Origin of the sequence: Streptomyces sp. H27-H5 (genome assembly GCF_026627505.1) — a bacterium.
In the GTDB taxonomy this organism is placed as follows: Bacteria; Actinomycetota; Actinomycetes; order Streptomycetales; family Streptomycetaceae; genus Streptomyces.
This window is the reverse complement of the sequence record NZ_JAPNLK010000030.1, coordinates 19,515-38,556: the sequence shown is the minus strand read 5'-3', so window position 1 is coordinate 38,556 and position 19,042 is coordinate 19,515. Positions and strand designations below refer to the sequence as shown.

Sequence of the window (19,042 nt, the reverse complement as noted above, 5' to 3'; positions counted from 1 at the left end):
CGCGGCCCTCTGGTCCGCTCCGCCCGCGCTACGTAGGGACAGCCGACGGGTCGTTGTGGACGACAGTACGGACGGCGCACTCGTGAGACGGCGTAGGAGAGAACGAGACCTGTGAGTGCTGCGACGACGCGAAGCCGTACCCCCGACCGCCTGTGCGCCGAGGCGGTAGACCTCGCCCGCGCGGCGGCCGAGGAAGCCGCCGCCCCCGGAGTGGTGGGCGAGCACCTCTGGGTCGTCGCCGAGGGCGACCGGGTCGTCACGCACCTCTTCGAGTGCAAGGACCCCGGCTACCGCGGTTGGCGCTGGGCCGTCACCGTGACCCGGGCCTCCCGTGCGAAGAACGTCACCCTCGACGAAACGGTGCTGCTTCCCGGCGACGACGCCCTGCTGGCACCCGAGTGGGTGCCGTGGAGCGAGCGGCTGCGGCCCGGGGACATGGGTCCCGGGGACCTGCTGCCCACCGATGCCGAGGATCTGCGGCTGGAGTCCGGTTGGTCGGGCGAGGACGCGCCGCCGCCGAACTCGGTCGTGTCCACCGAGATGGCCGAACTGGTCGAGGCCGAGGACGCGGACGTCACCGACCGCACCGTCGTGCCGGTCCGCGGTTCCATCACCTCGGTCGCCGAGGAACTGGGCATGCGGCGGGCCCGGGTGCTGTCCCGCTACGGCCTGCACAGCGCGGCGGACCGCTGGGACGAGGCGTTCGGCGCGAAGACCCCGATGGCCCAGGCGGCGCCCGCCTCCTGTGTGTCGTGCGGGTTCCTCGTCGCGATCGGCGGCTCGCTGGGCCAGGCCTTCGGCGTCTGCGCGAACGAGTTCGGTCCCGCGGACGGCCGGCTGGTCTCCCTGTCCTACGGCTGCGGCGGCCACTCGGAGGCCGCGGTCATGCCGAAGCCGCTGCGTCCCGCGCCGCCGGTGCTGGACTCGATGGCCTCGGACGAGTTCCCCCTGCGGCCGTCCCGCGACACCGGCTCGGTGCCGAGCGGCGACCTCACCCCCGCGGACCTCGGCCACTCCTGACGGGTCGGCCCCCGCCCCGGCGACCCGGCCCCGCGCGAGGCGGCCGTTCGCCCGGTCGGGTGAGCGCGTCGCCCGGTCGGACGTGTCGAACGGTGCGGCGGCGGCCGGGCGTTGCCCCGCGCGGTACGGGCCGTCAGGCCCGCGTCCGCATCGCCGTCGGATCAGGGCCGGGCGTCAGGCCTTGGGCGTCCGGCGGCGCACCAGCCGCCGTCCCGCCAGGACCAGCACGGTCCCGCCCGCCAGCACCAGGGCGCCCTTCGCGAAGCTGCCCTTGCCCTGCGGGTCCTGCGCCTGCGTCGCCGCGGCCGGCGACCCGGGTCGGGCCGGCGCCCGGGTGCCGCCGGAGGGAGCCGGGGCGGCGCCCGCCCGCGCCGGCACCGGTACCGCCACCACCCGGCTGCCCGCGCCCTCCGCGCCGAACATCAGCGCCGATCCGTCGGCCGTGTACGTCACCGACTCGGCCTGGCCCTGCCACGGCGCGGCCACCCCCTCGCCGGAGCCCACCGGCCGTCCGTCCTTCCACGCCCACGTCCGCGCGAAGAAGTACCCGCGCAGCGTCAGCGCGCCGCCGTCCGGGGAGAACGCCCCGTCCGTCACCCACGGCAGGTCCGCGACCCGCCGGAACACGTTCGGCCCACCGGCGGTCAGCCGGCCCGGCCCCTCGTACAGGCCGCCCTTGCCCTCGTCCTTGCTCGCGATGTACACCCGCCCCGTCACCGGATGCACCATCAGGGCCTCCGCGTTCCGCGGCCCGTCGGCGTACGTCACCGTGAACTGCTCGGCCCTGACCGTCGCGTCGGCCAGCACCTTCGGCTCGGGGAAGCGGTAGATCCACACGTGGTCCCAGGTACCGCCCTTGTTGTCCCCGATGTCGCCGACGTACAGCTGCCCGTCCGGCCCCAGCGAGATGGCCTCGACGTCGCGCGGCCGACCGATCCCGGTGAGGGTCACCCGGGCCACGGTCTTCCCGCTCGCGGAGTCCACGGCGTACACGTACGGACCGTCGTCGCTGTCGTTGTGCGTCCAGTACACGCCCGGGTGGATCCGGCTGGCCGTCAGCCCGCTGGACTCCTTGATCCGGGGGTCGGTGATCGTGAACCCGGAGGGGGTGTCGGCCGCCGCGGCCGGTCCCGCCGACACGGCGAGGACGAGAGCGGCGGAGCAGGCGGTCAACGTCGGCAGCAGGCGCATCCCCCAAGCCTGCCGGCCCGCGCCGCGTGTCCGGCATCACAGGGGTACCTGTCGTGTGATCCGCGATGATGACCGGATGCGTTTCATGTTCGTCGGCGACTCCATGACCATCGGACGCGCCGGCGACTACACCTGGCGCTACCGGATGTGGCAGCACCTGAACGCCACCATGGGCGGGCCGTACGCGATCGTCGGCCCGCGCGGCGAGGTGTACGACTCCCTCACCGACGGGCCCACCAGCCACGAGTACGCCGACCCGGGCTTCCCCGCGCCCGCCCGCCGCCACCTGGCCGGTTGGGGCGAGGGGTGGCAGCACATGGCCCCGCTCATCGGGCCGGCCGTCCGCGAGGGCCGGGCCGACGTGCTGCTGGTCTCGCTCGGTCTCATAGACCTCGGCTTCTACACGAAGGCCGAGCAGACCGCCGACAACGTGCGCCGCTTCGTCGCGCAGGCCCGCGCCGCCCACTCCCGCGTCCGGATGGTCCTGCTGCCCGTCATCCCCAACGTCCGCGCCGAGTCGGACGCGCCGTTCGCCGCCGAGGTCGCGCGGTTCAACGAGCTGCTGGCGAAGGCGGTCGCCGACCTGTCCACCGACGCCTCGCCGATCCTGCTGGCCGCCCGCCCGCAGGCGTACGACATCCACCGCGACACCTACGACGGCACGCACCCCAACGCCTCGGGCGAGCACCGGCTGGCGGGGGAGTTCGCCGCGGTGCTGCACCAGGCGTGGGGCATCGGCGGCCCCTACCGGGGCCTGTAACACGCCCTTCACGAGGGGGGCTTGCCTGGAGCGCACTCCAGGCAGTTGGGTGGTGACCCATGAAGTACACGCAGCTCGGACGCACCGGCCTCAAGGTCAGCCGACTTGTACTCGGCACCATGAACTTCGGCCCCCAGACGGGGGAGCCCGAAAGCCACGCCATCATGGACGCGGCCCTCGACGCCGGCATCAACTACTTCGACACGGCCAATGTGTACGGCTGGGGCGAGAACAAGGGCCGGACCGAGGAGATCATCGGCACCTGGTTCGCCCAGGGCGGCCGCCGTCGCGAGAAGACGGTCCTCGCCACCAAGGTCTACGGCTCCATGGCCCCGGAGGGCGAGTCGTGGCCCAACTACGACCGGCTCTCGGCGCTGAACATCCGGCGGGCGGTCGACGCCAGCCTCAAGCGCCTGAACACCGACCACATCGACGTCTACCAGTTCCACCACGTGGACCGGCGGACCCCCTTCGAGGAGATCTGGCAGGCCGTCGAGGTCCTGATCCAGCAGGGGAAGATCCTCTACGCGGGCTCCTCGAACTTCCCCGGCTGGAAGATCGCCCAGGCCAACGAGACCGCCGCGCGCGCCGGCCGGCTCGGTCTGGTCAGCGAGCAGTGCCTCTACAACCTGGCCGAGCGGCGCGCCGAGATGGAGGTCATCCCGGCCGCCGAGGCGTACGGGCTGGGCGTCATCCCGTGGTCGCCGCTGCACGGCGGGCTGCTGGGCGGAGCCATCCGCAAGTCCGGGGAGTCGGGTCGCACCGCGTCCGGCCGTTCGGCGGACGCGCTGTCCAACAGCTCGGTACGGGCGCAGGTGCAGGCGTACGAGGACCTGCTGGACAAGCACGGCCTGGAGCCCGGCGAGGTCGCCCTGGCCTGGCTGCTGACCCGTCCGGGGGTCACCGGGCCGATCGTCGGCCCGCGGACGCCCGAGCAGCTCGCGTCGGCGCTGCGCGCGGTGGAACTGGAGCTCTCGGAGGAGGTCCTGGCGGGCCTCGACGAGATCTTCCCGGGTCCGGGAGCCTCGCCGGAGGCCTTTGCCTGGTAGCGGAGGGGCGGGCGGCTACTGGCCGACGGCCGCCGCGACGGCGACGACGACGAACATCAACACGAGCACACCGGCCATGACACGGTTTCTGGTCTTCGGATCCACCCGTCGAGACTAACGCGGCAGCCCCCGGCCCTCGGGCCGGGGGCTGCGAGACGTGCGTCATGCCCGCCGGGCCCGCGGACCGGCCGGCGCCCACCCGGGTCAGCGGGTCGCGGCCAGGGGCCAGGCGCCGACGACCTCGTAGCGGGGCTGCTCGCCCGGGATCCCGCTCACGGGCAGGTTGCTGCGCACGAGGCTGAGGGTGTCGACCCGCCAGGGCGCGCCCTCGAAGCCGGCGAGGGACTCCAGCAGGGGGCCCAGGTCCACGCCGCCGCCGGTCCGGCCGCGGGCCAGGGTCAGGTGGGGCGTGTACCGGTGGTGCTGTTCCATCGGGACGCCGGCCCGCCGGGCGGCGGCGTCCGCGCGCTCCGCGAGCATCCGCATCCCGTCGAGCCCGCCGGCGGCCCCGGCCCACAGAGTGTTCTCCCCGAAGTGCCCGGCGCCGTGGAACCGCAGCGAGAACGCCTCGGTACGGGCGGCGGCGCGGGCCAGACGGGCGTGCAGGTCGGGGAGCACGGCCTCGCGGACCTCGCCCATGAAGGCGAGGGTGAAGTGCCAGCCGGCCTCCGCCGTCCAGCGCAGGCCCGGTTCGGGCGGCAGGGCGCGTACGGCGTCCCGCAGTGCGGCGACGGCGGGCGGGGGCGGCATCACGGCGGCGAACAGCCTCATGCACCGACGGTAGCGCGGCCGGTCCGCCGCGGGGTGCCTCCGCCGGCCGGATCGGGGCGGCGGAGGCGGCGGGGTCAGGCGGCGGCGACCAGTTCGCGGGTGCGGTCCGAGGGGACGAAGGCCACCCCGCGCCGGCTCACGTGCAGCCGGAGGTTGCCGACCCGGGACAGCACCACCGCGATGGCGAGCGCGGCGGCCAGGGAGATCAGACCGCCGGCGGCCATGCCGGCGCGCGCCCCGTGGGTGTCGGTGATCCAGCCGACCAGCGGTGCGCCCAGCGGGGTGCCACCGGTGAACACCATCATGAACAGGGCCATGACGCGGCCCCGCATCTCGGGGTCGGTGGCCATCTGCACGCTGGAGTTCGCGGTGACGTTGACCGTCAGGCCGAACATGCCGATCGGCACGAGCAGCGCCGCGAACAGCCAGAACCCCGGCGCGAACGCGGTCACGGTGAGCAGCAGGCCGAACAGCACGGCGGCCGCCACCAGCACCCGCAGCCGCGAGTGGCCGCGGCGGGCCGCCAGCAGGGCGCCGGCCAGGGAACCGGCCGCGATCAGGGTGTTGAACAGCCCGTACGTGCCCGCGTCGCCGTGGAAGACGTCGCTGACGAAGGCCGACAGCCAGATCGGGAAGTTGAACCCGAAGGTCCCGATGAACCCGACCAGCACGATGGGCCAGATCAGCTCCGGCCGGCCCGCGACGTAGCGCAGGCCCTCGCGCAGTTGCCCCTTGGCGCGCGGCTGCGGCACCACCGGGTGGAGTTCGCTCGTCCGCATCATCAGCAGGCCGGCGATGGGGGCGGCGAAGGACAGCCCGTTCAGCAGGAAGGCCCAGCCGGAGCCGACGGCGGTGATCAGCACGCCGGCGATCGCCGGGCCGACCAGCCGCGCGGACTGGAAGTTGGCGGAGTTCAGACTGACCGCGTTGGCGACCTGGTCCTTGCCGACCATCTCGGAGACGAACGTCTGGCGCGCCGGGTTGTCCACGACGGTGACGAGGCCGAGCAGGAAGGCGGCGAGGTACACGTGCCAGACCTGGACGTTGCCGGCCAGGGTGAGCGCGGCGAGCGCGATGCCGGTGAGGCCCATGGCGCTCTGGGTGGCCAGCAGCAGCGGCCGCTTGGGCAGCCGGTCGGCGAGTACGCCTCCGTAGAGGCCGAACATCAGCATCGGCAGGAACTGCAGGGCGATGGTGATGCCGACGGCCGAGGCGGAACCGGTCAGGGAGAGGACGAGCCAGTCCTGGGCGATGCGCTGCATCCAGGTGCCGGTGTTCGAGACGACCTGTCCCGTGGCGAAGAGCCGGTAGTTGCGGATCTTCAGCGAGCTGAACATGGACTGCTTGTGCCCAGCTGCGTCGTCGATGGTGGATATGTGGCCGGGTGCGGAGTTTGCTCCGGTTCCCGTACTCAAAAGTGTCGCCTCCTGGCGTGTGCGGTTACAGGTGCGCGAGCTTCTCCAGGGCGGGCGCGGCCTCGCGGAGCTTGGCCCATTCGTCCTCGGTCAGCTCGGCCGCGAGCCCGGCCAGGAAGGCGTTGCGCTTGCGACGGCTCTCTTCGAGCATCGCTTCGGCCTCCTCGGTCTGGCTGACCACCTTCTGGCGGCGGTCGTCGGGGTGCGGCTCCAGCCTGACCAGTCCCTTGGCTTCCAGCAACGCGACGATGCGGGTCATCGACGGCGGCTGTACGTGCTCGCGCCGGGCCAGCTCACCGGGGGTGGCCTGGCCGCAGCGGGCGAGTGTGCCGAGCACCGACATCTCGGTCGGGCTCAGTGACTCGTCGACCCGCTGGTGCTTGAGTCGGCGGCCCAGCCGCATGACGGCGGAGCGGAGATCGTTCACGGCGGCGGCGTCGTCACCATGGGAAAGGTCGTGCATGTTCCTTAGAATAACTCATTACTCTCCCTAAGGAACACCCGGTTTCAGGCGTCACACCTCACACCATGCGCGGGTTGCGGCGCTGTCACTCGTAAGGGTGAGTTGGTTCCGAAAAGCGACCCGCGTCCACGGCCCCTGCCCCGACTCTTTCGGCATGGGGACACATGTGCTGAGCATGCGCATAGACGGGGAGCTGCTCGAACGCCTCCGGACTCATGCGGCCAAACGCGGAATGAGCGTCCAGGACTACGTGGTCCGGACGCTCATTCGCGACGACTTCGACGAGCGGTTCAAGACGGCCGTCGACGAGACGGAGAAGTTCTACGGGCTCACCTGAGGGTGTCCCGCGACTCCCGCGACTGTCGTGACTCTCGGGAGGATGTGCGGACCGGTTGGTCCGTTCGGGCTACGTGAGGCCGAGGGCGGGCATCGCGTAGTAGAAGACGAACACCGCCGCGACGACGTACATGGCGGGCGGGACCTCGCGGCCCCTGCCGGTCGTCAGGCGCAGGACGCAGAAGCTGATGAAGCCGATGCCGATGCCGTTCGTGATCGAGTAGGTGAAGGGCATCATCACCATGGCCAGGAAGGCCGGGACGGCGATGGTGAAGTCGCTCCAGTCGATGTCCCTGATCGATCCGGCCAGGATCAGGAAGCCCACCGCGATCAGCGCGGGGGTCGCCGCCTGGGACGGGACCATGGTCGCCAGCGGCGTGAGGAACAGCGACACGGCGAAGAGGCCGCCCGTCACGACGTTCGCCAGGCCCGTGCGGGCGCCCTCGCCGACCCCGGCCGTGGACTCCACGAAGCAGGTGGTGGCGGAGGAGGAGGTCGCGCCGCCCGAGGCGACGGCCAGTCCGTCGATCAGCAGCACCCGGTTGATGCCGGGGAAGGTGCCGTCCGGCCGCGTCAGCTTGGCCTCGTCGCCGACGCCCAGGATGGTGCCCATGGCGTCGAAGAAGCAGGACAGCAGCACGGTGAAGACGAACAGGACGCCGGTGAGCATCCCGACCTTCTCGAAGCCGCCGAAGAGGCTGACCTGACCCACGAGCCCGAAGTCGGGCGCGGCCACCGGGTTGCCCGGCCACTCCGGCACGGTCAGCCCCCAGGCGGTGCCCGGCAGGTCGGTGACCAGCTGCACGACGACCGCGATCACGGTCATGACGACGATGGAGATCAGGATCGCGCCGGGGGTCTTGCGGATCAGCAGGGTGAGCGTGAGCAGCACGCCGAGCACGAAGATCAGCACGGGCCAGCCGTCCAGGTGGCCGTTGCCGCCGAGCTGGAGCGGGACCGTGGTGTGCGCGGCGTCGGGGATGCGGGTGACGAAGCCCGAGTCCACCAGGCCGATCAGCATGATGAACAGGCCGATGCCGATCGCGATGCCCTTGCGCAGGCCCAGCGGGACGGCGTTCATGACCCGCTCGCGCAGGCCGGTGGCGACGAGCAGCATCACCACGAAGCCGGCCAGCACCACCATGCCCATGGCGTCGGGCCAGCTCATCCGGGGGGCGAGCTGGAGGGCCACGACGGTGTTGACGCCGAGGCCGGCCGCGAGCGCGATGGGGACGTTGCCGATGACCCCCATGAGCAGGGTGGAGAACGCGGCCGTCAGGACCGTGGCGGTGACGAGCTGACCGCCGTCGAGCTGGTGGCCGTACATGTCCTTCGCGCTGCCCAGGATGATCGGGTTGAGCACGATGATGTAGGCCATCGCGAAGAAGGTCGCCAGGCCGCCCCGGACCTCGCGGGCGACGGTCGAACCGCGCTCCGAGATCTTGAAGTGGCGGTCCATGGCGTTGGTGGGGGCCGCGGCGGGTGCCGAGGTGCTCATGCGGTCCTCAAGGGGTCATTTGGTGGTTCGTACGAGTAAATCCGGTCGCAGGCAAACCGTTTCAGTATGAACACATGAGCGATGGAGCGTCCATCTCCGCGCGTAGACCGCGATTCGCGCCGCCTAGACTTGGACACATGGCGAAATGGACCGCACAGCACGAGGCCCCCGAGCCCCTGGAGGGCCCCGTCGTCGCGACCGTCGTCGGCGGCACGATCATCTGGTTCGTCCTCTTCCTCGTTCAGCTCCCCTTCTACGGGTGGTTCGCCGACCGGGGCATGTTGTGGTGGGTCTGGACCCCGCTCGCCGGCGCGGCCCTCGGCCTGTTCGGCATCTGGTACGCCCGCGGTCGCGAGGCGGCGATCAAGCGCCACAAGGAACAGCAGGCCGCCGCGGCCGGCGGGTCCGGCGCGGCCGGAGCACAGTAGGGCCCCGGGGTCCAGTCCTCCTTCGGCCCCCTCGCCGAGGGTGAGGGGAGTCCCGGGGGAGGATTCGGGTCATCCCGAAGTCGGATCTTCGTCCTGCTCGGCGGGTGAAGCGTTCGAAGGCCCTTTACCGTCGAAAGCATGACGCAGCGGGCAGAGACCGAATCCGAGGGACCGCGGCCGACCGGCGGGGGCGGCGCCGGTGGTGGCACCGCCGGCCGCGCCCCGGTCGGCACGGCCATCGACGCGGGGGCCGAGCTGGACCCGGTCCACCCGATCAAGCCGCCCGCTCCCCGCTTCAAGCCGGGCGGGCTGGGCACCGCCGAGGTCGCCGAACGCGTCGCGCGCGGAGACGTCAACGACGTCCCCGTGCGGTCCTCGCGGTCCACCTCCGAGATCGTCCGCGCGAACGTCTTCACCCGCTTCAACGCCATCATCGGCGTGCTCTGGGTGATCATGCTGATCGTCGCCCCGATCCAGGACAGCCTGTTCGGCTTCGTGATCATCGCGAACACCGGCATCGGCATCATCCAGGAACTGCGCGCCAAGAAGACCCTCGACGGACTCGCCGTCATCGGCGAGGCCAAACCGAGCGTCCGCCGTGACGGTGCCACCGGCGAGATCTCCACCTCCGAGATCGTCCTCGACGACGTCATCGAACTCGGACCCGGCGACAAGGTCGTCGTGGACGGGATCGTCGGCGAGGCCGACGGGCTGGAGATCGACGAATCCCTCCTCACCGGCGAGGCCGACCCGGTGCTGAAGAAGCCCGGCGACCCCGTCATGTCCGGCTCCTTCGTGGTCGCCGGCGGCGGCGCCTTCACCGCCACCAAGGTCGGCCGCGAGGCCTACGCCGCCCAGCTGGCCGAAGAGGCCTCCCGCTTCACGCTCGTCCACTCCGAGCTGCGCTCCGGCATCTCCACCATCCTCAAGTACGTCACCTGGATGATGATCCCGACCTCGATCGGCCTGATCATCAGCCAGCTCGTCGTCAAGGACAACAACCTCAAGGACGCCATCGCCCGCACCGTCGGCGGCATCGTCCCGATGATCCCCGAGGGCCTCGTCCTGCTGACCTCCGTCGCCTTCGCCATCGGCGTCATCCGGCTCGGCCGCAAGCAGTGCCTCGTCCAGGAACTCCCCGCCATCGAGGGTCTCGCCCGCGTCGACGTGGTCTGCCTCGACAAGACCGGCACCCTCACCGAGGGCGGCATGGACGTCACCGAGCTGCGCCCCCTCGGCGGCGCGGACCCGGCCTACGTACAGAAGGTCCTCGGCGCGCTCGGCGAATCCGACCCCCGCCCCAACGCCAGCCTCCAGGCCATCATCGACGCCTACCCCGACAGCGCCGACTGGCGGTGCACCGAGTCGCTGCCCTTCTCCTCCGCCCGCAAGTACAGCGGCGCCGGCTTCAGCGAGGGCGACGGCGAGAACAACACCTGGCTGCTCGGCGCCCCCGACGTCCTCCTCCCGGCCGGGGACCCGGCCCTCGACGAGATCAACGCCCTCAACGAGGAGGGGCTGCGCGTCCTCCTGCTGGCCCGCTCCGGACGCGAACTCGACGACCCGGCCGTGGCCGTCGGGGTCAAGCCCACCGCCCTGGTCGTCCTGGAACAGCGGCTGCGCCCCGACGCCGCCGACACCCTGCGCTACTTCGAGGACCAGGACGTCAAGACCAAGGTCATCTCCGGTGACAACGCGGTCTCCGTCGGCGCGGTCGCCGGCAAGCTCGGCCTGCCGGGCGCGCAGAACACGGTCGACGCCCGCAAGCTGCCGGCCGACCAGGCGGAGATGGCCCGGGTCCTCGACGAGAACGCCGTGTTCGGGCGGGTCACCCCGCAGCAGAAGCGGGACATGGTCGCCGCCCTCCAGTCCAAGGGCCACACGGTCGCGATGACCGGCGACGGCGTCAACGACGTGCTCGCCCTCAAGGACGCCGACATCGGCGTGAGCATGGGCTCCGGCTCCGAGGCGACCCGGGCCGTGGCCCAGATCGTGCTCCTCAACAACAGCTTCTCCACCCTGCCCTCGGTGGTCGCGGAGGGCCGCCGGGTCATCGGCAACATCACCCGGGTGGCGACGCTCTTCCTCACGAAGACGGTCTACTCGGTGCTGCTGGCCGTCCTCGTGGTCTGCTCGCAGGTCGAGTACCCGTTCCTGCCGCGCCACCTGACGCTGCTCTCCACCCTCACCATCGGCATCCCGGCCTTCTTCCTGGCCCTGGCACCGAACAAGGAACGCGCGAAGCCGCACTTCGTGAAACGGGTGATGCGCTACGCGATCCCCGGCGGCGTGATCGCCGCGATCGCCACCTTCGTGACGTACCTGATCGCCCGCCACCACTACAGCGGCCCGAACGCCCTGGGGGCCGAGACCAGCGCGGCGACGCTGGCGCTGTTCCTGACCTCCATGTGGGTCCTGGCGATCATCGCCCGCCCCTACACCTGGTGGCGGGTCGCCCTGGTCGGCGCGATGGGCGCGGCCTTCCTGATCGTCCTCGTCGTGCCCTGGCTCCAGGAGTTCTTCGAACTGAAGCTGGTCGGCGCCGTGATGCCGTGGACGGCCGTCGGCATCGCCGTGATCGCGGCGGCCCTGATCGAGTTCACCTTCAGGTGGGTCGACCGGAAGTTCCCGGCCTGACCCACCCGAAGGGCCTGCCACCCGAAGGGGGCGGGCGGAGTCCGTCGAGGCGGACCCGCCCGTCAGTCGAACCAGCGGTCGCGGGCCAGTTCCGCCGTGCGCGAGGGGTCCTCCAGCAGGGCCGCGACCTCGAAGCGGCGCGGCCACTGGCCCGCCGCCCAGGCCAGGCCCGCCGCCACGCCCTCCAGGGTCGAGGCGTGCAGGGTGCCGTCCGGGGTGCGGCGCCAGTCGAGCTCGGTGCCGCCCGCCACGAGTTCCTCGTGCTCGACGTAGCGGAGCGGGGTGGTCGGGCCCAGCAGCCGGAGCACCGACTCCGGGACCTCGTGCTCCTCGCCCGGCGTGCTGACCTCGGCCGGCACGGTGTCCGACAGGCGGCGCACCTGGAGCAGCTCCGCCAGGTCGGCGGCGCGCGCCGGGGCGACCGGCAGCAGCGGCAGACCGGCCGTCAACGGCAGCAGGTCGGGGGCGTCCGCGATCACCGCGTCGGCCGCGTCCACCACGCGGACCTCGCCGTCCACCACCGCCCGCAGGTCGTCGGGGAGGGTGACCTGCTCCGGGTCCAGGTCGGCCAGCGCCCCGTACAGGGCGTGCAACTGCCGGTCGGAGACCTCGCGGTCCGGGTCGGCGAGCCGGCCCAGGAGTTCGGCCGCGCCGCCGGGCTCGTCGAGCAGGGCCGCCACGGTGGTCCGTACGCCGAGGGCGCGCAGCACCTGCTCGTCCTCGAACCCGGTGGCGTCCGCCGAGGCGTACAGGCCCGCGAGCAGCGGGTCGCCGCCGGCCGCGCGCAGTCCCGCCGGGCGGCGGCCGTCGAGCACCGGATGGTCGCGCAGCCACCAGGCGGTGTACGAGCGCACGGAGCGGGTGGTGCCGTCCGGGAGCAGGATCCGCACGGGCTGGGTGAGGGCGTCGCGCAGCGGCGGCCGGGCGAGCATGGCCAGCGCCTGCGGCCAACAGTCGTCGTCGACCAGGTCGAGGTCCCGTACGGCGATCAGCTCGGTGGCGACCGGCGGCAGCGGGGTGTCCGGCAGTTGGTCCAGCAGGTCCTCGCACCACACGTCCACCGCGTCGAGCAGGCCCGCGTCGTCCGGTTCTGCGAAGTCCCCGTCACGGGGCTCCAGTTCGTCGGGGTCCAGGACCACGTCGGTGGCGCGCACCAGCTGGAACGTGGCCAGTACCCCGACGGCGGTCAGCGTGTCGGCGTCCCAGCGTTCGGCCAGCTCGGCATCCACGCAGGGCACCTCGTCCTCGCGGATGACCGAGGCCAACGGCGAGCCGGGCAGCAGGAGTTCGCCCGCCGGGGTGAGTTCCCCGTCCTCATCGGGCAGCGCCAGCGCGCCCAGCCAGGGTTCGTCGCCGGGCGCCAGGTCGGCGTCACGGACCAGGGTCAGGACGATCTCGACGAGTTCGTCGGAGTCGACGCCGTCCTCGTCCCAGATCTCGCCGGCGTCCATGGAGGCGGCCACGGCCGCCCGGACCTGCGGGGTGGTCAGCACGGAGCGCGGGGTCGCCGGGAGCGCGCCCAGCTTCTCCAGCAGCGGGTGCGCCGCGTCCGGGTGGGCCACCTTCAGGCCGAGCCGGGCCAGGCTCGGCGGGGTGTCGGCGCCGGGCAGCAGGATGTGCCGGGGTCCGATCGCGGTGCGTCCGTCGGCCAGCGGCACGGGCAGCCCCGACAACCGGTCGGGGTCCACGCCCGCGAGGCTGTCGTACAGCCGGTACCACCACTCGGGGGTCCGCTCGATGCCCGCGATCCGCTCGATGGCGTCGCCGAGCGGAAGCCGGCCGACGCCCAGGGTGCGCAGTTCGGCGCGGCGTTCCAGGCCGGCGGGCAGCAGCGTCGGCAGCACCTCGGCGAGGACGTTCACGGTGTCGGAACCGGCGCCCTCCACCACCTCGGCCTCGAAGGGCCGCAGGGCGGAGCGTTCCTCGGCCGTCTCGGGGGTGGGGGTCTCGGCGGGGGCGGCCGGCGCGAGGAAGGCCGTACGGGGCAACCGCTCGATCACGGCCGCGCGCAGGTCCCCGTCCAGCGGGCCCTTGCCGAGCGGGCCGGGCACCAGGTCGACGAGGCCGGTGCTCACCGGGTCCCAGGAGCCGAGGAGTTCGGCGTACGCGTCGGCGGCCCGCTGCACGAGGAAGTCGGTCAGCGGCCCCGGCGCGGGGTGCCGGCGGCTGGTGTCCAACGGCAGCGAGGCGATCAGCAGGGCGGGGATGCCGAGCGGCTCGTCGGTCGGGGTCGGCGCGTGCACCACCGGCGCGGTGAGCGGGTGCACGGGCGCGCCGTCGGCGTCCACGGGCGCCGCCCAGGTGATCGTCCAGGTGGGCCGCAGCCGTTCCTCGACGGGCCGGTCGGCGAGCAACTCCCGGGCGATGGGGCCGTGGTGGCGCACGGTGCGCCAGCGGTGGGTGCCGGAGGCGGAGTCCTCGATGACGGTGTACGGGCCCTCGGTGCGCCGGTACAGCACGCGGTGTCCGCCGGCGGGGGTCTCCACGACGACCTCGCGCAGCCCGGGAAGGGTGAGCAGCAGGGCGTCGTCGATGCCGGCCAGCAGCCGCTCCACCAGTTCCTCGGCGGCGCCGTCGCGCAGCGGCAGCACCACGACGGTGTCGTACCCCTCGGGGGCGGTGCCCTCGGCGGGCAACGGCAGGCGCAGCAGCGGTACGTGGCCGTCGCGGCGGCGCAGCTCGTCGCCGAGTCCGGGGCTGCCGTTGGCGGCGTCCCGGGCCAGTTCGCGGGCCTCGGCCAGGGACCAGCGGACACCGCCGTGCCGGCCCAGCACCGCCGGTTCGTCGGAGACCGCCAGGACGGCGGCGAAGCCGACGCCGAAGCGCCCCACGGTCTCCGCCGACCCGGTCGCACCGTCCGCCGCGGTGGCCGCGGGCTCCCGCTTCGCGGAGGCGCGCAGCGTGCTCAGCGACTCCACGCCCGTGGCGTCCAGCGGGGCGCCGGTGTTGGCGACGGCGAGCACCGCCTGCCCGCCCTCGCCCGGGTGCAGGGTGAGCCGCAGCCGGCCCGGGACCCGGGCGCGGGCCGCCGCGTCGGCGGCGTTCTGGGCCAGTTCCACGACGAGCCGGTCCCGGTAGCCGCCGAGCGCCAGGTCCTCCTCGGCGTTGGCGTCCTCGCGGAACCGGGAGGGGCCCGCGCCCCAGGCGTCGAGCACCCCGCGCCGCAGCCGGGCCGTGCCGAAGGGGTCCACGCCACCCTGGGCCGCCGTTACTCGCACGCTCACGCCGCTGCCTCCAAGAATTGCCGAGCCGAACCGGGCCGAACTCCTGAAGGTATCGCGTGCCGGGCTACTCCCGGCCGGTGAGGTGCGCGTACACGACCACGTTGGAGTCCCAGTGACGGTCCGCGGTGAGGGCTCCGCCGCAGGTGATCAGGCGCAGTTCGGCCTTGCCGCGGGTGTCCCCGTAGACCTTGTCGGTGGGGAACGCGTCCTTCTTGTAGGTGTCCACCGCGTCGACGGCGAAGACGGCGGTGCTGCCGTCGGTGCGGTGGACCCGGATCGGCTCGTCCTTCTTCAGCTTCTTGAGGTTGAAGAAGACGGCCTGGGGCGCCTGCGGGGTGTCCATGTGGCCGACGATGGCGGCGGCTCCGGCCTCGCCCGGCGTCGGACCGTCCTTGTACCAGGCCGCGTCCTTGGGCTTCGCGAAGTCCGGTTCCCGCATCACCCCTTCGGAGTCGAGCCCGACGGTGTCGAGGGGTGCGTCGACGTGGATGTCGGGGATCGCGACGCGGTCCGGGACGGAGGGCGTCAGCACGTCGGCCCGGTGGGCCGCGACCGGGGCGGCCGCGCTGTCGGCGGCGGAGGAGCAGCCGGAGGCGAGCACGACCGCGAGGCCGGCGGTGCCCGCCAGGGCGGCCGCGCGGCGTGCGCGGCCGCCCCGGCGGAGGGTGGGCAGGTCAGGCATTGCGGGTCGCGTCCTGAGCGGCCCCGGCGTCGGTCACGGCTTCGGACCCGGTGGCGGTGAGGGGGGCCTGGCCGGTGTTCACGGAGCCCTTGGGCTCCTTGTGCTCGCTCGGCTTCAGCGGGGTCACCGGCTTCACGGGGGTCACCGGCTTCACGTCGGGCTTCTTGTCGTGGCCGGAGGCCTCGGTGGAGAACTTCACGGTGTCGAACTTCTTGCCGCCCGCGAAGGCGTCCACGCCGTAGTAGCCGGTCTTGACGTCGTTCGCGACGACGGCGGTGCCGGTCCAGGTGCCCTTGCCGTCGCTCGTCAGGTTGACCTGGCCGCCGGCGAAGGCGCCGGACTTCACCTGGGCGCTCTTGTCGCCGGCGCCCGTGGTCACGGTGACGGCCACCTTGTCGCCGGGGCGGCCGAAGTCCTTGGACAGGCGCAGGGTGGGGGACTGCGGCTTCGGGTCCGGTGCGCCGGCCTTGACCGTCAGCTGCGCGGTGGCCTGCACCTTGCCGCCCGGGGCCGAACCGGTGAGGGCGACGCCGTAGTTCCCGTCCTTGACGTCGGCGACCTTGGCGGTGCCCGTCCAGGTGGTGCCGCTCTTGCCCTCGGTCAGCTTGACGTCGCCCAGCGCGGCGGAGGAGACGGCCAGGGAGGTGGAGCCCTCGGGGGCGGTGACGCTGATCTCCACGCTCGCGCCCGGCTTGGCGGTGGAGGCGGACAGCTTCAGGCTCGCGTCGGTGGTGCCGGCCTTCGCACCGCTGCCGGTGCCGGTTCCGGTGCTCGCGCTGCTCGTGGGGGTCGGGTGGGGTGCGTCGGCGGCGAACGCGGTGCCGGCGACGCCGAGGGCCATCGACGAGGCGAGGACGATGCCCGAGATGGTGAATGCCTTGCGCATGGAGTTCCTCCTGAACGGGCCGGGATTCGTTCCCGGCACATCAGACATGAGGGACATCCGGGGCGCTTTGGTTGCAGGGGTGGTGCGGGCCCCGAGGGGGCCCGGCCGAAGGTCCCCCGGTGTGAAACCGCAGGCCGCGGCGGCCTACGGGACGCTCCGTTTGCGGGCTCTTTGCCCCGATTTTTGGGACCAAGGTCCCGGCGCGGAAGCCGCCGCGGGGACCCGCGAACGCCGAGGCCCCCGGCGACGCGAACGTCAACGGGGGCCTCGGGGAGAACGGGGCAGGGAACGGCTCAGAGCTTCTCGATCACGTGGTCGATGCACGCGGTCAGCGCCTGCACGTCCGCCGGGTCGATCGCCGGGAACATCGCGACGCGCAGCTGGTTGCGACCGAGCTTGCGGTACGGCTCGGTGTCCACGATGCCGTTGGCGCGCAGCACCTTGGCGACCGCCGCCGCGTCGATGTCGTCGGAGAAGTCGATCGTGCCGATGACCGCGGACCGCTTGTCGGCGTCCGTGACGAACGGATTGGCGTACTTCGACGCCTCCGCCCAGCCGTAGAGGTTGCGCGCGCTGGCCGCCGTGCGACCGGTCGTGAACTCCAGGCCGCCCTGGCTGTTCATCCACTCCAGCTGCTGGTCCAGCAGGAAGAGCGTGGACAGCGCCGGGGTGTTGTACGTCTGGTTCTTCAGCGAGTTGTCGATCGCCGTCGGCAGCGAGAAGAACTCCGGGATGTGCCGGCTGCCGGACGCGTGCACGCGCGCCGCGCGCTCCAGCGCCGCCGGGGAGAACGCCGCCAGCCACAGGCCGCCGTCCGAGGCGAAGGACTTCTGCGGGGCGAAGTAGTAGACGTCGGTCTCGGTGATGTCCACCGGCAGACCGCCGGCGCCCGAGGTCGCGTCCACCAGGACGAGCGAACCGGCGTCGGCTCCCGCGACCCGCTTGATCGGCGCCGCGACGCCCGTCGAGGTCTCGTTGTGGGTGTACGCGTACACGTCCACGCCGGCCTCGGCGACCGGCTCGGGGTGCGTGCCCGGCTCCGAGGAGATCACGGACGGCGCGTCCAGCCACGGCGCGAGCTTCGCGGCGGTGGCGAACTTGGAGGAGAACTCACCGAAGGTGAGGTGCTGGGACTTCTTCTCGATGAGCCCGGCGGTCGCGATGTCCCAGAAGGCGGTGGAGCCGCCGTTGCCCAGGATCACCTCGTAGCCCTCGGGGAGGGAGAAGAGGTCCCGGAGTCCCTGACGCACCGAGCCGACCAGGTTCTTGACCGGGGCCTGGCGGTGGGAGGTTCCGAGCAGGGAGGTACCGGTGGCGGCCAGGGCGTCGAGCGCCTCGGTCCGCACCTTGGAGGGGCCCGCGCCGAAGCGTCCGTCGGCGGGCTTGATGTCAGCGGGAATCTGGATCTCAGCCACGAGCGGAGCGTATCGGGTCCCGGACACCGTCTCGGAGCCGCGTCCATTCGGTGAGACGCGGTGTCCCGGAGGGCGGGTGCGCGAATCGGTGCCCGGCGCGGACGGTGTCCGGAGCGGCCGCGGGGCCCGTCACCTCGGGGAACGCGCGGCCGGGGCCTTCGGCGGGGAGTGTGGTGGTGTGACCAATGTAAGGCGGAGCACGGCTTGCCACCCGTTACAGACGGCTTAGCCTGGGGAGATGACCGCGTCCACTCCTCCCGTGTCCCCACGCGCCTCCCGACCCGCGACCGCGCCCGCCCCGAACCCCGCCGAGGCGGCCGCGTCCGGTGGTGCCCGCACCCGTTTCGGACCGGTCGCGCTGGTGGTCTCGGCCGGGGTCTCCGTCCAGTTCGGCGCGGCCCTCGCGGTCATGATCATGCCGAGGGCGGGTGCGGCGGGCGTGGTCACGCTGCGGCTGGCGGCCGCGGCGCTGGTCCTGCTGGTCCTGTGCCGCCCCAAGGTGCGCGGGTACAAGCGCGCCGACTGGACCACCGTCCTGTGGTTCGGCGTGACCATGGCCGGCATGAACGGCCTCTTCTACCAGGCCATCGACCGCATCCCGCTCGGCCCGGCCGTGACCCTGGAGGTCCTCGGCCCGCTCGCCCTCTCGGTGGTCGTCTCCCGCCGCCTGGTCAACGTCCTGTGGGCCGGCCTGGCCCTGGCGGGGGTCGTGCTCCTCGCCGGCCACGGGGGCGGCGGCTTCGGCGGGCTCGATCCGCTGGGCGCCGCGTTCGCGCTCGGAGCCGGCGCGATGTGGGCGGCGTACATCGTGTTCAGCGCGCGTACGGGGCGTCGGTTCCCGCAGGCGGACGGCCTGGCCCTGGCCATGGCGGTCGCCGCGGTCCTCTGCCTGCCCCTCGGCATCGTCGAGGCGGGCTCCGACCTCCTGGTCCCGAGCACGCTGGCGCTCGGTCTGGGCGTGGCGGTGATGTCCTCGGTGCTGCCCTACACCCTGGAACTGCTGGCCCTGCGCAAGCTGCCCGCCCCCACCTTCGCGATCCTGATGAGCCTGGAACCGGCGATCGCCGCGACGGCCGGCTTCCTGGTGCTGCACCAGGCGCTGTCCGCCCTGGACGCCCTCGCCATCGCCCTGGTGATCGCGGCGAGCATGGGCGCGGTCCGCTCCCAGATCGGCAAGCGGGCCCTGACGACCTCCTGACCCGTCTCCCCTTTCCCGGGACGCCCGGGACGCCTCCCGCCCCGCCGCCCCACGAGAGGGCGGCGGGGC

16 protein-coding genes are annotated in these 19,042 nt (G+C 72.7%); 7 read left to right on the top strand and 9 right to left on the bottom strand.

Annotation, left to right across the window (positions count from 1 at the left end):
* The first annotated feature begins 111 nt into the window (after nt 1–111).
* Nucleotides 112–1,020, top strand: a complete 909-nt coding sequence (locus OTB19_RS16995) for a DUF3027 domain-containing protein (protein ID WP_267799080.1) — start codon at nt 112–114, stop codon at nt 1,018–1,020.
* A gap of 174 nt (nt 1,021–1,194) precedes the next feature.
* Here OTB19_RS16995 and OTB19_RS16990 read toward each other — a convergent pair whose 3' ends face one another.
* Nucleotides 1,195–2,211, bottom strand: a complete 1,017-nt coding sequence (locus OTB19_RS16990) for a WD40 repeat domain-containing protein (protein WP_267799079.1) — start codon at nt 2,209–2,211, stop codon at nt 1,195–1,197.
* Nucleotides 2,212–2,287: 76 nt separating this feature from the next.
* Here OTB19_RS16990 and OTB19_RS16985 point away from each other — a divergent pair, with 76 nt between their 5' ends.
* Nucleotides 2,288–2,971: a GDSL-type esterase/lipase family protein gene (locus OTB19_RS16985; protein ID WP_267799078.1), complete on the top strand. Its 684-nt coding sequence runs from the start codon at nt 2,288–2,290 to the stop codon at nt 2,969–2,971.
* A gap of 59 nt (nt 2,972–3,030) precedes the next feature.
* Nucleotides 3,031–4,020: an aldo/keto reductase gene (locus OTB19_RS16980; RefSeq protein WP_267799077.1), complete on the top strand. Its 990-nt coding sequence runs from the start codon at nt 3,031–3,033 to the stop codon at nt 4,018–4,020.
* A gap of 204 nt (nt 4,021–4,224) precedes the next feature.
* Here the strand turns inward: OTB19_RS16980 and thpR are convergent, their stop codons facing one another.
* The 3 genes from thpR to OTB19_RS16965 form a co-directional block, all read right to left on the bottom strand.
* Nucleotides 4,225–4,791 (bottom strand): RNA 2',3'-cyclic phosphodiesterase, encoded by a 567-nt coding sequence (gene thpR, locus OTB19_RS16975; protein ID WP_267799076.1) that lies wholly within the window; start codon nt 4,789–4,791, stop codon nt 4,225–4,227.
* A gap of 74 nt (nt 4,792–4,865) precedes the next feature.
* The gene (locus tag OTB19_RS16970; RefSeq protein WP_392899820.1) at nt 4,866–6,206 is read right to left on the bottom strand and encodes an MFS transporter; all 1,341 of its coding nucleotides are present in this window, start codon (nt 6,204–6,206) and stop codon (nt 4,866–4,868) included.
* A gap of 25 nt (nt 6,207–6,231) precedes the next feature.
* Nucleotides 6,232–6,669 (bottom strand): MarR family winged helix-turn-helix transcriptional regulator, encoded by a 438-nt coding sequence (locus OTB19_RS16965; RefSeq protein ID WP_267799075.1) that lies wholly within the window; start codon nt 6,667–6,669, stop codon nt 6,232–6,234.
* 154 nt (nt 6,670–6,823) lie between these two features.
* On the opposite strand from OTB19_RS16965, the gene OTB19_RS16960 reads away from it, so the two are divergent.
* Nucleotides 6,824–7,006, top strand: coding sequence for a ribbon-helix-helix protein, CopG family (locus OTB19_RS16960; protein ID WP_078999227.1), 183 nt, complete (start codon nt 6,824–6,826; stop codon nt 7,004–7,006).
* 69 nt (nt 7,007–7,075) lie between these two features.
* Here the strand turns inward: OTB19_RS16960 and OTB19_RS16955 are convergent, their stop codons facing one another.
* Complete coding sequence (locus OTB19_RS16955) at nt 7,076–8,503, bottom strand: NCS2 family permease (protein ID WP_267799074.1); 1,428 nt, start codon at nt 8,501–8,503, stop codon at nt 7,076–7,078.
* A gap of 137 nt (nt 8,504–8,640) precedes the next feature.
* On the opposite strand from OTB19_RS16955, the gene OTB19_RS16950 reads away from it, so the two are divergent.
* On the top strand, nt 8,641–8,931 hold the full coding sequence (locus OTB19_RS16950; RefSeq protein ID WP_267799073.1) for a DUF2530 domain-containing protein: 291 nt from the start codon (nt 8,641–8,643) through the stop codon (nt 8,929–8,931).
* 138 nt (nt 8,932–9,069) lie between these two features.
* On the top strand, nt 9,070–11,568 hold the full coding sequence (locus OTB19_RS16945) for a cation-translocating P-type ATPase (protein WP_267799072.1): 2,499 nt from the start codon (nt 9,070–9,072) through the stop codon (nt 11,566–11,568).
* Between the two features lie 62 nt (nt 11,569–11,630).
* On the opposite strand, the gene OTB19_RS16940 is transcribed toward OTB19_RS16945, so the two are convergent.
* The 4 genes from OTB19_RS16940 to serC form a co-directional block, all read right to left on the bottom strand.
* The gene (locus tag OTB19_RS16940; protein WP_267799071.1) at nt 11,631–14,792 is read right to left on the bottom strand and encodes a sacsin N-terminal ATP-binding-like domain-containing protein; all 3,162 of its coding nucleotides are present in this window, start codon (nt 14,790–14,792) and stop codon (nt 11,631–11,633) included.
* A gap of 64 nt (nt 14,793–14,856) precedes the next feature.
* A complete protein-coding gene (locus OTB19_RS16935; RefSeq protein WP_267799070.1) occupies nt 14,857–15,474 on the bottom strand; it encodes a class F sortase in 618 nt (205 codons plus the stop codon).
* Nucleotides 15,467–16,360, bottom strand: coding sequence for a hypothetical protein (locus OTB19_RS16930; RefSeq protein WP_267799069.1), 894 nt, complete (start codon nt 16,358–16,360; stop codon nt 15,467–15,469). The genes OTB19_RS16935 and OTB19_RS16930 overlap by 8 nt, the downstream gene beginning before the upstream one ends.
* A gap of 293 nt (nt 16,361–16,653) precedes the next feature.
* On the bottom strand, nt 16,654–17,775 hold the full coding sequence (gene serC / locus OTB19_RS16925; protein ID WP_053681038.1) for a phosphoserine transaminase: 1,122 nt from the start codon (nt 17,773–17,775) through the stop codon (nt 16,654–16,656).
* 238 nt (nt 17,776–18,013) lie between these two features.
* Between serC and OTB19_RS16920 the strand changes: the two genes are divergently transcribed.
* The gene (locus OTB19_RS16920; RefSeq protein ID WP_267799068.1) at nt 18,014–18,973 is read left to right on the top strand and encodes an EamA family transporter; all 960 of its coding nucleotides are present in this window, start codon (nt 18,014–18,016) and stop codon (nt 18,971–18,973) included.
* Nucleotides 18,974–19,042 lie beyond the last annotated feature (69 nt).

Excerpts from the sequence above, each read along its gene's own strand:
- OTB19_RS16990 (WP_267799079.1), bottom strand. The coding sequence starts at position 2,211 with ATGCGCCTGCTGCCGACGTTGACCGCCTGCTCCGCCGCTCTCGTCCTC.
- OTB19_RS16985 (WP_267799078.1), top strand. The coding sequence starts at position 2,288 with ATGCGTTTCATGTTCGTCGGCGACTCCATGACCATCGGACGCGCCGGC.
- OTB19_RS16980 (WP_267799077.1), top strand. The coding sequence starts at position 3,031 with ATGAAGTACACGCAGCTCGGACGCACCGGCCTCAAGGTCAGCCGACTT.
- thpR (WP_267799076.1), bottom strand. The coding sequence starts at position 4,791 with ATGAGGCTGTTCGCCGCCGTGATGCCGCCCCCGCCCGCCGTCGCCGCA.
- OTB19_RS16965 (WP_267799075.1), bottom strand. The coding sequence starts at position 6,669 with ATGCACGACCTTTCCCATGGTGACGACGCCGCCGCCGTGAACGATCTC.
- OTB19_RS16960 (WP_078999227.1), top strand. The coding sequence starts at position 6,824 with ATGGGGACACATGTGCTGAGCATGCGCATAGACGGGGAGCTGCTCGAA.
- OTB19_RS16955 (WP_267799074.1), bottom strand. The coding sequence starts at position 8,503 with ATGAGCACCTCGGCACCCGCCGCGGCCCCCACCAACGCCATGGACCGC.
- OTB19_RS16950 (WP_267799073.1), top strand. The coding sequence starts at position 8,641 with ATGGCGAAATGGACCGCACAGCACGAGGCCCCCGAGCCCCTGGAGGGC.
- OTB19_RS16945 (WP_267799072.1), top strand. The coding sequence starts at position 9,070 with ATGACGCAGCGGGCAGAGACCGAATCCGAGGGACCGCGGCCGACCGGC.
- OTB19_RS16935 (WP_267799070.1), bottom strand. The coding sequence starts at position 15,474 with ATGCCTGACCTGCCCACCCTCCGCCGGGGCGGCCGCGCACGCCGCGCG.
- OTB19_RS16930 (WP_267799069.1), bottom strand. The coding sequence starts at position 16,360 with ATGCGCAAGGCATTCACCATCTCGGGCATCGTCCTCGCCTCGTCGATG.
- OTB19_RS16920 (WP_267799068.1), top strand. The coding sequence starts at position 18,014 with ATGACCGCGTCCACTCCTCCCGTGTCCCCACGCGCCTCCCGACCCGCG.